The sequence below is a fragment of the Microbacterium sp. P5_E9 genome (assembly GCF_054049175.1).
On sequence record NZ_JBFUMV010000007.1, the window covers coordinates 120,973 to 135,378 of the forward strand.

Genomic DNA, 14,406 nt, shown 5'->3' on the forward strand with positions numbered 1-14,406 from the left:
GTTGCTTCCTGCATCCGGCCGATCGCAGCCGGTGGTCTGGGGGCGTCGCCGTCAGGGGCGGGTCCGAGCGAGGGCTGCAGCCTCGAGCGCGTAGGTCGCGGTGTAGAAGACGAGCCCGGTCAGGATCGCGCCGAGCACGAATGCCCACGCGAGGGGATAGTTGCTCGACGAGACCGCCGAGGTGATCGCCTTTCCCAGGCCCGACACCGGACCGCCGAAGTACTCCGCCACGAGGGCGGAGATGACGGCGAGGGATGACGCGATCCGCAGTCCCGTGAAGAAGTACGGCAGTGCGCCGGGCAGTGTGACGGTGCGGGAGATCTGCCACGACGAGGCCGCGTAGGCGCGCATGAGGTCGCGGTGGATGGGCTGCACCTGCCGGAGCCCGCGCAGGACATTGAAGAAGATCGGAATGGACACCGCGATCGCCGCGACGATCTGCCGCCCGGTCTCGACGCTGGCGCCGAACATCGCGTAGAAGACGGGGGCGAGCGCCACGATCGGGATCACGGCGAGGGCGGTGATCGTCGGTGCGCTCAGCTCGTCGATCGCGCGCCAGGCGGCCGCCAGCAGCGCCCAGACCACGCCGATGACCGTGCCGACGATCAGCCCGGCCAGCGCGTTGCGGGCCGTGCCGAGGCTTGCGACCAGGATCACCTCGAGCTTCTCGGCGAACTGCCCGCCGATCGCGATCGGTCCAGGCACCACGAACGGCTTGAGCTGGAAGACGGTCACCGCGAGCTGCCAGAGCACGATCGCCACGACTCCCAGCACGATCGGTGCGATGAGATCCCGCCACCGCGCGGCGGTCATCGCGTCTCCACTCCGCGCGCCCCGGTCTGCGGTGCGCCGTGCAGGGCCTCGCGCACCGCGCTCACGCGCTCGAAGAAGGCGGCGTCTTCGCGCAGCTCGGCGGTGCGGTCGCTGCGCAGCCCCATGTCGAGGATCTCGCGGATGCGGCCGGGCCGTGGTGACATCACCACCACCCGGTCGGAGAGGAAGACAGCCTCGGGGATCGAGTGGGTGACGAACACGACGGCGGCGCCCGTCTCGGCGCAGATGCGCGCCAGTTCGGTCTGCATGGTCTCACGGGTCATCTCATCGAGCGCGCCGAACGGCTCGTCCATCAGGAGCAGCCGGGGCCGCTCCGCGAAGGCTCGCGCGATCGCGACGCGCTGCTGCATCCCGCCGGAGAGCTGGTCGGGGTGCCGATCGGCGAAGTCGGCGAGCCCCACGAGGGCGATGAGCTCGTCGGCGCGCGCACGGCGGGCCGGCCGGTCTACGCCGTGCAGCTCGAGCGGCAGCTCGATGTTCGCCCGGACCGTCCGCCAGGGCAGCAGTCCCGACTGCTGGAACGCGATCCCGTAGTCCTGGTCGAGCCGCGCCTGCCGCGGCGTCTTGCCGAAGACCGTCATCGTGCCGCCGGTCGGCTCGTCGAGGTCGGCGATGAGGCGCATCAGCGTGGACTTGCCGCAGCCGCTCGGCCCGATCAGCGAGACGAACTCGCCGGGCGCGACATCGAGGTCGATGCCCTCGAGGGCCTGCACGGTGGTGTTCCTGCCGGTGCGGAAGATCTTGTCGACGCCCCGTACGGTCACTGCCCGTTCCGCGATGGATGCCTCGGCGCTGGGCGTCGCTGGGGTGCTCATGCGTTCACCTCCGTGCGGCGGTAGCGGCGCAGCAGCACGCCGATCAGCGCGACCGCCCCCGCCGCGACGAGCCCCATCAGGATCGCGCCGAAGATCGGGGACCACTGTTTGGCGGGGTCGGAGCTGCCGCTTGCCGCGTACTCGACGATCGACCTGCCGATTCCGCCGCGCAGGCCGATCGACACCTCGGCGACCACCGTGCCGACTACCGCGTTGATGGCGGCGAGCCGCAGTGCGGGCAGCAGGTAGGGGACGCTCGCCGGCAGCCGCAGGGTGATGAAGGTGCGCCACCAGCCGACGCCGTAGGACCGCATCAGGTCGAGGTGCGCGGCATCCGGTGACGAGAACCCGCGCAGCGCCCCGATCGACACGGGGAAGAAGGCGAGATAGCTCGCGATCACCGCGACCGACATCCAGTCCTCCCAGCGGAACGCTCCGACCTCGAGCTGCGCGCCCCAGCGCCGCACGAGCGGCGCGAGGGCGATGAGCGGCACGGTCTGGCTGAGGACGACCCACGGGAGCATGGCCGACTGTGCGGTGCGGAATCGCTGCATGAGCACCGCCATGCCGAAGCCGACGGTCACGCCGATCGCCCACCCCACGGCGGCGATGCCGAGGCTGAACGCCGCGGCTGCCAGCGCCGCGAGCCAAAGCGGCGGTGAACCCGGTGCGCGGGTGACGGGCTCGAGGGCGCGCGCGATCATGTCCGCGATGTGGGGCATCGCGATGTCGGTCGTGCGGGGGAGGACGGTGACCCCGGCAAGGATGACGCCGGTGTCGGGGGCCAGCGACTTGTAGAGCTCCCACGCCACGGCGATCAGGAACACCCCCGCGACGCCGAGGATGATGGGGCGGACTCGGCGCCTCATGCCTTCGCCGTCACATGCGCCGAGAACGCGGGGATGATGCTCTCCCCGTAGACGCGCATGGTCTCCTCCTTGTTGTCGTGCTGGAGGTAGCCCGCGAACTGGGTGACGCCGAGGTCCCGCAGCTGCTCGAGCTTGGCGGTGTGCTCCGCCGCCGTGCCCAGGATGCAGAAGCGGTCGACGATCTCGTCCGGCACGAAGTCGACGTGGTCGTTCTCCGCCCGACCATGCGAGTTGTAGTCGTAGCCGTGGCGCCCGGCGATGTAGTCGGTCAGCGCCTTGGGTACCGCGTCGCCGGTGGATGAGCCCGTCGAGGGGCCGTACTTCGCGACGATGTCGGCGACGTGGTTGCCCACCATGCCACCGAACCAGCGGCACTGGTCGCGCATGTGCGCCCAGTCGTCGCCGATGTACATGGGCGCGGCCACGCAGAAGGCGAGCGCGTCGGGGTCTCGGCCGGCGGCGGCCGCGGCATCCCGCACCGTCTTGATCATCCAGGCGGCGATGTCGATGTCGGCGAGCTGGAGGATGAACCCGTCGCCGACCTCGCCGGCGAGCTTGAGGGCGAGCGGCCCGTACGCGGCCACCCACACGTCGAGCGATGAGCCGCGGCTCCAGGGGAACTGCAGGGTCGCGCCCTTGTACTCGACGGGCCGGGAGTTCGCGAGCTCGCGGATCACGTGGATCGACTCGCGCAGCTCCGACATCGTGACGGGCGACCCGTTGGTGACCCGCACCGCCGAGTCGCCTCGGCCGATGCCGCACACGGTCCGGTTGCCGTACATCTCGTTGAGGGTGGCGAAGACGGATGCCGTGACCGTCCAGTCCCGCGTCGCAGGGTTCGTCACGAACGGGCCGACCATGATCCGCTTCGTCTCGGCGAGGATCGCGGAGTGGATGACGTACGGCTCCTGCCAGAGCAGGTGCGAGTCGAACGTCCACACGTGGCTGAAGCCGTGCGCCTCGGCGAGCTTCGCGAGCTGGACCGTCCGCGACGCGGGCGGGTTGGTCTGGAGGACGACTCCGAAGTCCATGGTGCTCCTCACGTCAGGTACTGGCTGAGTCCGCGCTTGACGAATCGCCCGTCCCCCTTGGTCCCGAGGTACTCCCCGCCGTCGACGATGACCTTGCCGCGGGACAGGACGGTGTCGACGTGCCCGTCGATCTCGAACCCCTCCCATGCGGAGTGGTCCATGTTCATGTGGTGGGTCTTGCCGAGCCCGATGCTCGTGTGCCCGTTCGGGTCGTACACGACGACGTCACCGTCGGCGCCGGGCTGAATCACGCCCTTGCGTCCATACAGCCCGAACATGCGGGCCGGAGTCGTCGAGGTGAGCTCCACCCAGCGCTCCAGCGTGATCTTCCCGGTCACGACGCCCTGGTACATGAGGTCCATGCGGTGCTCGATCGACCCGATCCCGTTCGGGATGGCGCGGAAGTCGCCGAGCCCGAGCTCCTTCTGATCCTTCATGCAGAACGGGCAGTGGTCGGTCGAGACCATCTGCAGATCGTTCGTGCGCAGCGCCTGCCACATGTGGTCCTGGTGGCCTTCCGCGCGGGAGCGCAGGGGCGTCGAGCACACCCACTTCGCGCCCTCGAACCGGCCCCACTCCTCGCTGGACGCGCCGAGCTGCTCCTCGAGCGACAGGTACAGGTACTGCGGGCACGTTTCGCCGAACACGTTCTGCCCCTTGTCGCGCGCCGCGGCGAGCTGCTCCACGGCCTGCTTCGCGCTGACATGCACGACGTACAGCGGCGCGCCGGTGAGGTTCGCGATCATGATCGCGCGGTGCGTCGCCTCCTCCTCCATCTGCCAGGCGCGCGCGATGCCATGGAAGTACGGGTCGGTCTTGCCCTCTTCGATCAGCTGCGCGGCCAGCACGTCGATGACTGGCCCGTTCTCGGCGTGCATCATCGTGAGCAGCCCGGTCTCGCGCGAGACCTGCATCGCCTTGAGCACCTGGGCGTCGTCCGAGTAGAAGACGCGTGGATACGCCATGAAGAGCTTGAAGCTCGTGATGCCCTCGTCGATCAGTCCGGGCATCGCCGCCAGGGCGTCGCTGTCGACGCCGCCGATGATCTGGTGGAACCCGTAGTCGATCGCGCAGTTGCCCGCGGCCTTCGCGTGCCAGGCGGCCAGGCCGTCCTGCACGCGCTCGCCGTATCGCTGCACGGCGAAGTCGATGATGCTCGTCGTGCCGCCCCAGGCCGCCGCCCGGGTGCCGGTCTCGAAGGTGTCGATCGCCGCGGTGCCGCCGAACGGCAGCTCCATGTGGGTGTGCGCGTCGATCCCGCCCGGGATCACGTACTTGCCGGTTGCGTCGATGACCCGATCGACGGATGCCGCGACATCCGTCCCGAGAAGCTCCGAGCCGGGCTGCAGCACCGCGACGATCGTCTCGCCGTCGATGAGGACGTCGGCTGCGCTGCGGCCGGTCGCCGAGACGACCGTGCCGCCCTTGATGAGTGTGGTTGCCATGATCTCGATACGCTCCTTCGTCGCTACTCGATCACCGGGGGGTCGGGTCACGGCTTCGCGATCATCGTGTACGAGTCCGGCCGACGGTCGCGATAGAACTGCCAGTCGTCGCGCATCTGCTGCACCATGTCCATGTCGAGGTCGCGGATGAGCACCTCTTCGTGGGTGCCCGAGCCGCGCTCGCCGACGAAGTTGCCGCGCGGATCGATCACCTGGCTGGTGCCGTAGAAGTCGACGGCGAGGTCGCCGTACTCGTTGTCCTCCAGCCCGACGCGGTTCGGCTGCAAGACGAAGTAGCCGTTCGCGACGGCCGCGCACGGTCCCTCGACCTCCCACAGGCGGTTGGACAGGCCCGGCTTGGTCGCGTTCGGGTTGAACACGATGTGCGCGCCGTTCAGGCCCAGCTCGCGCCAGCCTTCCGGGAAGTGCCGGTCGTAGCAGATGTAGACGCCGATTTTGCCGACCGCGGTGTCGAACACCGGGTAGCCGAGGTTGCCTGGACGGAAGTAGAACTTCTCCCAGAACCGGTCCAGATGCGGGAGGTGGTGTTTGCGGTACTTGCCCAGGATCGTGCCGTCCGCATCGACGACGACTGCCGTGTTGTAGTACACGCCGGTGATGTCCTCTTCGTAGATCGGGAGGATCATCACCAGATTCAGCTCCGCGGCGAGGGCGGCGAAGCGCTGCACGATCGGACCGTCGGCCGGTTCCGCGTAGCGGTAGTACTTCTTGTCCTCGGTGATGCCGAAATAGGGCCCGTAGAAGAGCTCCTGGAAGCAGATCACCTGCGCGCCGTCGGCGGCGGCGTCGCGGGCGAACTGCTCGTGCTTGTCGAGCATCGACTCCTTGTCGCCGGTCCAGGTGGTCTGGGTGATCGCCGCACGTACAGTCGCCATCATGTCTCCATCCGTGGCCCGGTGAACCACTTCGTGCTGTCGCCGATCGAACCGGTCGGGTCCGGTCGGATGTCATGCCGACCCCTGCGTCTGCCCTGATCCTTCTGCATCCGCATTTCCCAATGGTTTCGGCCTGTGTCGTGACAGTAAAGCCTCCCGGCGCTCGGGGCAATGGTGGGATGGGCCGACCTTAGGAATCGTGGGCGCCGCCGACTTGGATACATCGCGAGACGGATGCCGCGGCATCCGGTCTCGCGTACCGTGAAACGGTGTTCCGCCCCCTGCGCACCCCACAGCTCGTCGTCGACGTGGCGCTGGCGGGGCTGTTCGCGCTCGTCATCGCCCCCCTGGAGCTGCAGCTCGGACGCGCGGTCGATTTCAACGCGCTCTCGACCGTGCTCGTGACGCTGCTGATGGCCGGCGCGCTCGCCGTCCGGCGACTGTCGCCGGGGATCGCGCTCGCCGCGGCCTGGGCGGGGGCCATCGTGCAGATGGGGTTCGGGCGGGGTCCGAGCATTGTCGACCTCGCGATCTTCGCCGTGCTCTACGCGACCGCCGCCTACGGCAGTCGCCTCGTGTTCTGGCTCGGCTTCGCCTCGGCGATCGTCGGGGCGGGAGTCATCACGGTCTACGTGTTCGGCGGTTCGATGGCCCTGGGCGGCATGAGCCTTTCGTCGATCACGACGGCGCTCGCGGTGCTCGTGGCGGCGCTGTTCGCGCTGCTGCTGTCGTGGACGGTCGGCGCGCTCATGCGCACCGCGCTGCGCGCCCGCGAGAACAGGGCGGCGAAGGAGCTGGCCGAGGCGGATGCGGTCGCCGAGCAGGAGCGCGTCCGGATCGCGCGGGACATGCACGACGTCGTCGCCCATTCGCTCGCGGTCGTGATCGCGCAGGCCGACGGGGCGCGATATGCCCTCGCAGCCGCCGACTCAGCCGGGTCATCGCGAGAGTCCGATCCCGCGGCATCCGCGGCGCTCGAGACGATCTCGTCCACCGCGCGTGCGGCGCTCGCGGACGTGCGGCTGCTGCTCACCCAGCTGCGGCACAGCCAGGGCGATGGGCCCCAGCCGACGATCGCCGACCTCGAGGCGCTCTATGCCCACGTGCGCGCGGCCGGGGTGCAGCTGCGGGTGGATGTCGATCCGGCGCCGCCCGGGACGCCACCGGCGTCGGTGCAGCTCGCGGTCTACCGGATCCTCCAGGAGGCGCTCACAAATGCCCTCCGGCACGGCGGTGGCGCCCCGGTGTCGGTGCGGCTGCGCTGGCTGGCCGACCGGGTCGAGCTCGAGGTGCGCAACCCGCTGCCCGTTGTCTCCGGCGGGGCCGCGCCCGGAGCCGGTGGCGGCCACGGACTCATCGGCATGCGCGAACGGGCGCAGCTGACCGGCGGTCGCCTCGACGCCGGCGCCGAGGCCGGCGAGTTCATCGTGCGCGCCACCCTCCCGATCGAAGGGGCCGGCAGTTGAGCGGGCGCCCGCCGATCCGGGTCGTGCTCGTCGACGACCAGGCCCTGTTCCGGGCCGGGATCCGCATGCTCGTGGACTCCCAGCCCGACCTCGAGGTCGTAGGCGAAGCAGCCGACGGGCGAGAGGCGATCGAGGTCGTGCGCGGGACCGCGCCGGATGTCGTGCTGATGGACATCCGGATGCCGGTGCTCGACGGCCTCGCGGCGACCGCCGAGCTGCTGCTCGACCCGCAGCCCCCGCGCATCGTGATGCTCACGACCTTCGACCTCGACGAGGCCGCCGCGCGGGCGATCCGCCAGGGCGCGAGCGGGTTCCTCCTCAAGGACGCCGACCCGGAGTTCCTCCTCGCCGCGATCCGCACCGTGCACTCGGGGTCGGCCGTGATCGCGGCATCCGCCACTCGAGAGCTGTTCGCGAGATTCACGGATGCCGCACCCCGGCCCGTGCCGCCCGCCTACGGCGCGCTCACCCAGCGAGAGCGGGAGATCTTCGCGCTCGCCGCCCGGGGCCTGTCCAACGCGGAGATCGCGGCGCGTGAGTTCCTCTCCGAGGCGACGGTGAAGACCCACATCAGCCGGGTCCTGACGAAGCTCGGCCTGCGCGACCGCGTGCAGCTGGTCGTGTTCGCCTTCGAGCACGGCCTCGCCTGAGCGCTGAGCGGACCCGCACGCTGGCGCGGTCGAAACCGCCTCACGCGCCCGAACTCAACGACCGCGGATGGCGGTTTCGGCAGCGCGACCGATCGCGCCGACCGGTCGTTGAGCGAGCGAAGCGAGACGAAACGACCCGAACTCAGCGCCCCTCGAGGGCGGCCCGGTGCTTCGCGTACTTGGGCTTGCCGAGCCACCGCCAGGCCAGCCGCGCCGGAGCAGGCATGTGCTTGTGCAGCCACTCGTCGCCGCCGTCGGGCTGCGACGCGAGGATCTCGCCGAGCTGCTGCCAGGTCTGCCCCTTCGGGATCGAGTTCCGCCCGTGCTTGGCGAACCACTCGGCCTCGGGCTCGGTGATCGTGTACTCCATGACGGGCACGATGTTGGTCTCCTCGTCCGGCAGGTGCACGGCGATGGCCGCGTTCACGCCGCCGAGCGCCGTGAGCACGGGCTCGGCATCCGTCGCCTTCGCCGAAGCCCGCCATGCCGGCAGCGCGCGATCGAGCGCGGTGAGGTGCACCAGGAGCTCGGCGTGCTGGGCCTTCATGCGCTCGACATGGACCGTGCACGACGGCGCGCGCTCTTCGAGCGGTCCCCACAGGCGCTGGTCCTCGCCCTCGTGATGCGCGTGCAGGCCGGTCGATATGGTCTCGAGCTGAGTCGCCACCGCCGCCGCATGTGCGGTGTCGCCCTCGCTGACGCGGCCGACGAGGTCTGGTCCCTCGCCGAAACTCCGACGGAACATCCGGTGGATCTCGATCATCCCGCTCGCGTCGCACGTCTTGGCCTTCGCCGGGACATCGCCGCTCGGCGGCAGAGGTGTTGCGGGCATGCTGGATCCTCCCCATCCGGCCCCCCACGGGCCTGTCGCGACGATAGCCCCGCGCGCACCTTCGCGGGAAGAGGATCATCCCTGCGATGTAGCCGGATGCCTCTCCCGGCCGACGCGCCCAGGACCTGCCGGTTCGTACCGTCGGAGCATGGAACTCACAACGACCGACCTGGGCCTCGCCGCGCGGGTGCAGCAGCTCACAAAGACCTACGGCGCGGGCGGCAGTGCCGTGACCGCCCTCGACGCGCTCACCGTCGGCATCCGCCGCGGCGAGTTCACCGCGATCATGGGGCCGTCCGGATCGGGCAAGTCGACGCTCATGCACATCATGGCGGGATTGGATGCCCCGACCCAGGGTCGCGCCTGGATCGGCGACACCGAGATCACGGGGCTCAGCGACCTCGAGCTGACCATCCTGCGGCGCCGCCGGGTGGGGTTCGTCTTCCAGGCGTTCAACCTCGTGCCGACCCTCGACGCGATTGCCAACATCACCCTCCCGTTCGACCTCGACGGCCGCCGCCCATCGGCGCTGGAGCGCGCGCGGATCGACGGCCTTGTCGAGACCCTCGGCCTCGCCGACCGGCTCCGGCATCGCCCGCACCAGCTGTCCGGCGGGCAGCAGCAGCGCGTCGCGATCGCCCGCGCGCTCGCCACGGCACCCGACCTCGTGTTCGCCGACGAGCCCACCGGCAATCTCGATTCGCGGAGCGGCCGCGAGGTGCTCGGGCTGCTGGCGGCGGCGAGCCGCGACCATGGCCAGTCGATCGCGATGGTCACGCACGACCCGGTCGCGGCGAGCCACGCCGACCGCGTCATCTTCCTCGGCGACGGGCGGATCGTGGCTGACAAATCGCGCCAGACCGCGGAGGAGATCTCGGCGTACATGCTCGCCTCCGAGCTCGGCGTCGATGCGGCCGACGAGGTGCGGGCATGACCGCCGCTGCCCTCGACGCCCCGCGGATCCGAGCCGGCGCGGCCGAGGCATCCGTCCGCTTCTCGTGGCTGCGTGAACGCGGGATGGGCGCGAGCGTGCTCGTCGCGGCGATCTCCACGGCGTTCGGCGTCGTGCTGCTTTCGGCGACGGCGTACATCGGCGCGATGCTGCGCGCCGACCCGTTCATCGGCGGCAGCGGCACGCTCGCGTTCGTCCTGAGCTTCATGACCTTCCTGCTCGTCGGCGTCGCGGTCTACGTCGCGTCGATCGTGACCGCGAACACCTTCGCGACCGTCGTCGCCGGCCGCACCCGCCGCATCGCGCTGCTGCGGCTGATCGGCGCCTCGGCGCGGTCGCAGCGCACCGAGATCGCGCGCCAGGGTCTCGTCGTCGGTGTCATCGGTGCGGTCCTCGGCCTCGCCGGGGGCCTCGCGATCGCGGCGGCCGGGTCGTGGCTGGCGGGACGGATGCTGGGGCTCGGCGACATCCCGTACGCCCTCGTGCGTGCGGAGCTGCTGCTGCCCGCGCTCGTCGTCGCACTCACGACGTGGGCGGCCGCCTGGGCCGGATCGCGCCGGGTGCTGACCGTGACGCCGCTGCAGGCGCTCGGCGGGTCGGTGGAGGCCTCCCACGACGCCGTCGTGCACCGTACCGGGCGGAACGTCGCGGCGCTGGTGCTCTTCATCGTCGGCGGAGCGCTGCTCGCGCTGGGGATCCTCGCTGGGCTCGTCACCCCACTGGGGGTCGCGGTGGCGTTCGTCGGCGGCATCCTCTCGTTCACCGGATTGGCGCTCGGCGCCACGCTCGTGATGCCCCCTGCGCTGCGGCTCGTCGGACGCCTCTTCGGTGGGTCGGCGACCGCGCGCCTGGCCGCCGAGAACGCGCTGCGGTATCCCGAGCGGTCGAGCCGGATGGCGATCGGCGTCGTGATGGGCGTGACGCTCGTGACAATGTTCGCCGTCGCGATCGAGTCGACCAAGGCCGTCATCACCGCCGCCAACGGGGGTGCGCTGCCCGAGCAGATGGGAACGCTCCTCGACTCGTTCGCGGCGATCATGATGGGCCTCGTCGGCGTGTCCGCGGTGATCGCCGGAGTCGGCCTGGTCAACCTGCTGACTCTCGGGGTGGTGCAGCGTCGCCGCGAGCTCGGCCTGCTGCGGGCGCTGGGCGTCTCGAACGGGCAGGTGCGCAGGATGGTGCTGCTCGAAGCCGCGCACATCACGATCACGGCGACCGTGACCGGGCTGCTCCTCGGGGTGCTCTACGGCTGGGCGGGCGCGCAGTCGCTGCTCGGCTCGGTGCCGACGAACCCCGACGCGCCGGTCGTGGCGACCTTCGTCTGGCCCGCGGTGCCGTTCTGGCCGATCCTCGTGATCGTCGTCGCGACCGCGGTGCTCACCCTCGTCGCGGCGGTCGTGCCGACCCGGCTGGCCACCCGCGTCGCCCCGGTCGAGGCGCTCGCCGAGTAGATCCGGCGGCCGGCTCGGGACCGGTCGCCGACGGGATGCCGCGGTCAGGCTTCGGCCGCGGCATCCTTCTTCCCGAGTTCGGGATCCGCTTCCGCCAGCTCAGGGTCGTGCGCCCAGCCCGGCGCGAGCGCACGCACCCGCGCGCCGCGCCACTGCCAGACCGACCACAGCACGGGCCACAGGATCGGGGCCATCGCGCCGCCGATCACCAGGCGATCGCGCCACAGCGTGCGGCTCGGGTCGCCCGGCACGGGGGAGACCGCGATCTGGTGGTCCCAGACGTCGAGCTCGGCGAGCGGTCCCGACAGCGGGATGCCGCTGTCCCGGAAGATCCGCACCTGCCCCGCCGAGGGACCTGGATCGGTGACCGTCCGGTCGCTCACGTGGATGAGCTGCCGGCCCATCGGGATGAGACCGCCGAGCAGCAGCTGCACCGCAACCTCACCGCCTGGCTCCCAGCTGGTCGGCAGACCCGACGGGTCGAGCGGGTCGAGGTCGATGAGCGGGCCGTACAGCTCGGCGACAGCCCGAGGGGAGTGCAGCGCCCGCCACGCGGCATCCGCATCGCAGTCGATGATCAGCTTCTGCAGCACACGCATGACCTCAGTGTCGCACTCGAGGTGGCTCAGCCGGTCGCCGCTTACGCTGGACGGATGCCTGCCACGCCCGACGCCTTCGACCAGTCGACCTACCAGGTGCGCCTGGAGTGGGGCACCGAGGGGCTTGCCCGTCTCGCGCCCGCCGACGTGATCGTCGTGGTCGACGTGCTGCGGTTCTCGACGACGGTGATCCGCGCGCTCGAGGACGGCGTCGAATCCCGTCTCATCGAAGGCCGCTCCTCGTCGATCAACGGCGCGGTCGTGGCCGAGGCCGCGGCGGGCACCGGTGTCGTGCTGCTCGGCGCCCTGCGCAACGCCTCCGCGGTGGCGGCGGCGGTCGTGGACGAGCAGGCGCGCCGAGGCGGCCGCACGAGCGTCGCGGTGATCGCCGCAGGCGAGCGGACGTCGACGGATGCCGCGTCCCCGCTCCGCTTCGCCGTCGAGGACTTCCTCGGCGCCGGCGCCGTCATCGCCGCGCTCGCCGACCGGGGCATCGACCACTCCTCACCCGAGGCGGCCGCGGCGGCCGAATCGTTCCGCGCGCTGCGCGGCGCGGCCAGGCACCTGCTCACGGCGAGCGGCTCCGGGCGCGAGCTCGCCGATCGCCGCGATGAGGTGCACGCGGCGGCGGCGGTGGACGCGGCATCCGTCGTCCCCGTCCTGCGCGACGGGCTTTTCGTCGCGCTCTGACGGCCAGGCACACCGGCGTTCCCGCCGAATCCACGTCGCTGATCTTGTATCAGACAGGCCACGGGCGCACTCCTCAATTGATGCGTGGATCAGCCGATCCGCGCGTCCAGAGAGGAGAAGTTCATGGCTTCATTACCTGTCTTCCACACCAGTTCTGCGCGGCAGGACGACATCCAGATCGAGAAGCTCGCGCGAGATGTGCTGGGCGGTCACGATCTGAGGATCGAGTCCCGCGGCGCGACGACGACGGTGCGGGGGCTCGACGTCACGGTCGACGCCGATCGTGCCCGCGGCGGCGTCTGGGCGGGCGATCTCAGTCGCCTCTGGGGCAACCCGCGCATCGACGTGCCCACAGACGACGCGGTCGCCGACATCGGGCGCGCCGCGCTCGACGAACTGCGGCTCACGCCGGAGCTCAAGGGGCCGTTCCGCTACTCCGAGCCCGCCGTTCGCCGGTCCAAGACCGTCACCGACGGCGACGCCGGACGCAGCGTGGAGGAGGGTGAGGCGACCTACGGTCGCGACGTCGTCGTCGACGTGTCGAACCGGGCCGACATCAAGGGCGAGACCCTTCCGGTCTTCGGTGGTGGCGGACGCTTCCGGGCGACGATCGGCGACGGCGGGCAGATCGTCGGGGTGCACGGCGTCTGGCGCGAGGCGACGGAGGCCGACGAGCTGCCGCTGCGCAGCGTCGAGGAGGCCGTCGAGGCGGCGGGCCTCACCCTTGATGGCAAGAACGTTCGGCTCACCGGCTCCCAGCTCGGCTACTACAGCGCGCCGTCGTTCTCGGCCCAGGACGTCCTGTTCCCCGTGTATGCGGTCACCGCCGAGGTGCGCAACGGCGACGAGTGGATCCCCTCGCGGGTGACGCTTGTTCCCGCGACCGAGTTCGGTGAGACCGCATCCCGCGAGGCGCCGGTGCAGCCCCGCCGGAGCGACGCCTTCTCGCTGCGGGTTCCCGACGACGGCGCCGTCAGCCTGACGACCGTGATCAAGCCGGGTGAGGCGATCCCGAGCGACCTGACGGTCAGCTCGGCGGTGCTGCGCCGACGGGGGATCCAGCCGGAATCCCTGCTGACGCGCGGGCCGTCCGGCTCGATCTTCCTCAAGCCGGGCCTCTCCGGGATCGACCTGTCGGCGATCCTCGAGGCGATCCGGCCGCGCTCGTTCGGCGCGTCGTGGATCGGCTCGTTCGGCGGTCTCGGGGGCAGCCAGGCCAACGCGCAGGGGTTCGTCGACGAGATGACCGCCGAGGGCTGGCAGCGCAAGTTCAACTGGGGCAACGCGGCCGCCTGGAAGTCGGACTGGGTGAGCAACGACGACCAGTACGTCGACGACGTCGATTTCGTGTTCTACACGGGGCACGCGGGTCCGGACGGCTGGATGCTCGCAACCGGCGGTGTCGCCGACTGGCTGAACTTCGGAGACGTCGGCGCCCAGCCGAACAACCCGTCGGACCATTGGGGGCGTAACAACCTCGAGTGGGCGGTGATCGCGGCCTGCGGACCTCTGCAGGACGACATCATCAACGGCGGCGGCAATGTGCACGACCGCTGGCGCGGCGTCTTCGACGGCCTGCACCTGCTGCTCGGGTACGCGGCGGTCACGTACGACAACACCGAAGAGGGCAAGCGCCTCGCGAGTTACGCACGATCGGGCATGACGCTGCGTCAGGCCTGGTTCCGTGCCGCTCAAGAGATCCAGCCATCGACGAACGGCTACGGCGATCCTTATGGCCCCGATGTCTACGCTGCCGCGTACTACATCGGAAACTCGACGGCCAATACGGCGGACGACCACCTGTGGGGGCGCGGCACGGTCGGTCCCGACATCCGCAATTCGACCTATCGGGCGTGCACCTACTCGCCTTGCTAGA

14 protein-coding genes are annotated in these 14,406 nt (G+C 70.5%); 6 read left to right on the forward strand and 8 right to left on the reverse strand.

All coding sequences use genetic code 11. The features are described from left to right. Positions 1-51: 51 nt before the first annotated feature. The 6 genes from ACXJ3V_RS11475 to ACXJ3V_RS11500 are packed head-to-tail and all read right to left on the reverse strand — an operon-like array spanning position 52 to position 5,890. Positions 52-813 carry an ABC transporter permease gene (locus ACXJ3V_RS11475; RefSeq protein WP_457100438.1) on the reverse strand — a complete coding sequence of 254 codons (762 nt, stop codon included), beginning with the start codon at positions 811-813 and terminating at the stop codon, positions 52-54. Continuing rightward, positions 810-1,649, reverse strand: coding sequence for an ABC transporter ATP-binding protein (locus tag ACXJ3V_RS11480; RefSeq protein WP_457100439.1), 840 nt, complete (start codon positions 1,647-1,649; stop codon positions 810-812). Before ACXJ3V_RS11480 ends, ACXJ3V_RS11475 begins: the two co-directional genes overlap by 4 nt. Continuing rightward, complete coding sequence (locus tag ACXJ3V_RS11485) at positions 1,646-2,518, reverse strand: ABC transporter permease (protein WP_457100440.1); 873 nt, start codon at positions 2,516-2,518, stop codon at positions 1,646-1,648. Before ACXJ3V_RS11485 ends, ACXJ3V_RS11480 begins: the two co-directional genes overlap by 4 nt. Then, the gene (locus tag ACXJ3V_RS11490) at positions 2,515-3,549 is read right to left on the reverse strand and encodes a TIGR03842 family LLM class F420-dependent oxidoreductase (protein ID WP_457100441.1); all 1,035 of its coding nucleotides are present in this window, start codon (positions 3,547-3,549) and stop codon (positions 2,515-2,517) included. Before ACXJ3V_RS11490 ends, ACXJ3V_RS11485 begins: the two co-directional genes overlap by 4 nt. Positions 3,550-3,557: 8 nt before the next feature. Continuing rightward, positions 3,558-4,994: a dihydropyrimidinase gene (hydA, locus tag ACXJ3V_RS11495; protein ID WP_457100442.1), complete on the reverse strand. Its 1,437-nt coding sequence runs from the start codon at positions 4,992-4,994 to the stop codon at positions 3,558-3,560. A 47-nt stretch (positions 4,995-5,041) separates the two neighbouring features. Continuing rightward, positions 5,042-5,890 (reverse strand): nitrilase-related carbon-nitrogen hydrolase, encoded by an 849-nt coding sequence (locus ACXJ3V_RS11500; protein ID WP_457100466.1) that lies wholly within the window; start codon positions 5,888-5,890, stop codon positions 5,042-5,044. Between the two features lie 269 nt (positions 5,891-6,159). Here ACXJ3V_RS11500 and ACXJ3V_RS11505 point away from each other — a divergent pair, with 269 nt between their 5' ends. Then, positions 6,160-7,356 (forward strand): sensor histidine kinase, encoded by a 1,197-nt coding sequence (locus tag ACXJ3V_RS11505; RefSeq protein ID WP_457100443.1) that lies wholly within the window; start codon positions 6,160-6,162, stop codon positions 7,354-7,356. Next, positions 7,353-8,006: a response regulator gene (locus tag ACXJ3V_RS11510; protein WP_457100444.1), complete on the forward strand. Its 654-nt coding sequence runs from the start codon at positions 7,353-7,355 to the stop codon at positions 8,004-8,006. Before ACXJ3V_RS11505 ends, ACXJ3V_RS11510 begins: the two co-directional genes overlap by 4 nt. Before the next feature lie 142 nt (positions 8,007-8,148). Here ACXJ3V_RS11510 and ACXJ3V_RS11515 read toward each other — a convergent pair whose 3' ends face one another. Continuing rightward, on the reverse strand, positions 8,149-8,838 hold the full coding sequence (locus ACXJ3V_RS11515) for a hemerythrin domain-containing protein (protein WP_457100445.1): 690 nt from the start codon (positions 8,836-8,838) through the stop codon (positions 8,149-8,151). A gap of 148 nt (positions 8,839-8,986) precedes the next feature. Between ACXJ3V_RS11515 and ACXJ3V_RS11520 the strand changes: the two genes are divergently transcribed. After that, positions 8,987-9,772 (forward strand): ABC transporter ATP-binding protein, encoded by a 786-nt coding sequence (locus ACXJ3V_RS11520; RefSeq protein WP_457100446.1) that lies wholly within the window; start codon positions 8,987-8,989, stop codon positions 9,770-9,772. Next, the gene (locus tag ACXJ3V_RS11525; protein WP_457100447.1) at positions 9,769-11,241 is read left to right on the forward strand and encodes an FtsX-like permease family protein; all 1,473 of its coding nucleotides are present in this window, start codon (positions 9,769-9,771) and stop codon (positions 11,239-11,241) included. The genes ACXJ3V_RS11520 and ACXJ3V_RS11525 overlap by 4 nt, the downstream gene beginning before the upstream one ends. Positions 11,242-11,285: 44 nt before the next feature. Here ACXJ3V_RS11525 and ACXJ3V_RS11530 read toward each other — a convergent pair whose 3' ends face one another. Beyond that, positions 11,286-11,840, reverse strand: coding sequence for a hypothetical protein (locus ACXJ3V_RS11530; RefSeq protein ID WP_457100448.1), 555 nt, complete (start codon positions 11,838-11,840; stop codon positions 11,286-11,288). Positions 11,841-11,894: 54 nt separating this feature from the next. On the opposite strand from ACXJ3V_RS11530, the gene ACXJ3V_RS11535 reads away from it, so the two are divergent. After that, entirely contained in the window at positions 11,895-12,530 is a 636-nt protein-coding gene (locus ACXJ3V_RS11535; RefSeq protein ID WP_457100449.1) for a 2-phosphosulfolactate phosphatase, read from the forward strand. Positions 12,531-12,653: 123 nt separating this feature from the next. Next, entirely contained in the window at positions 12,654-14,405 is a 1,752-nt protein-coding gene (locus ACXJ3V_RS11540; protein ID WP_457100450.1) for a DUF6345 domain-containing protein, read from the forward strand. Position 14,406 lies beyond the last annotated feature (1 nt).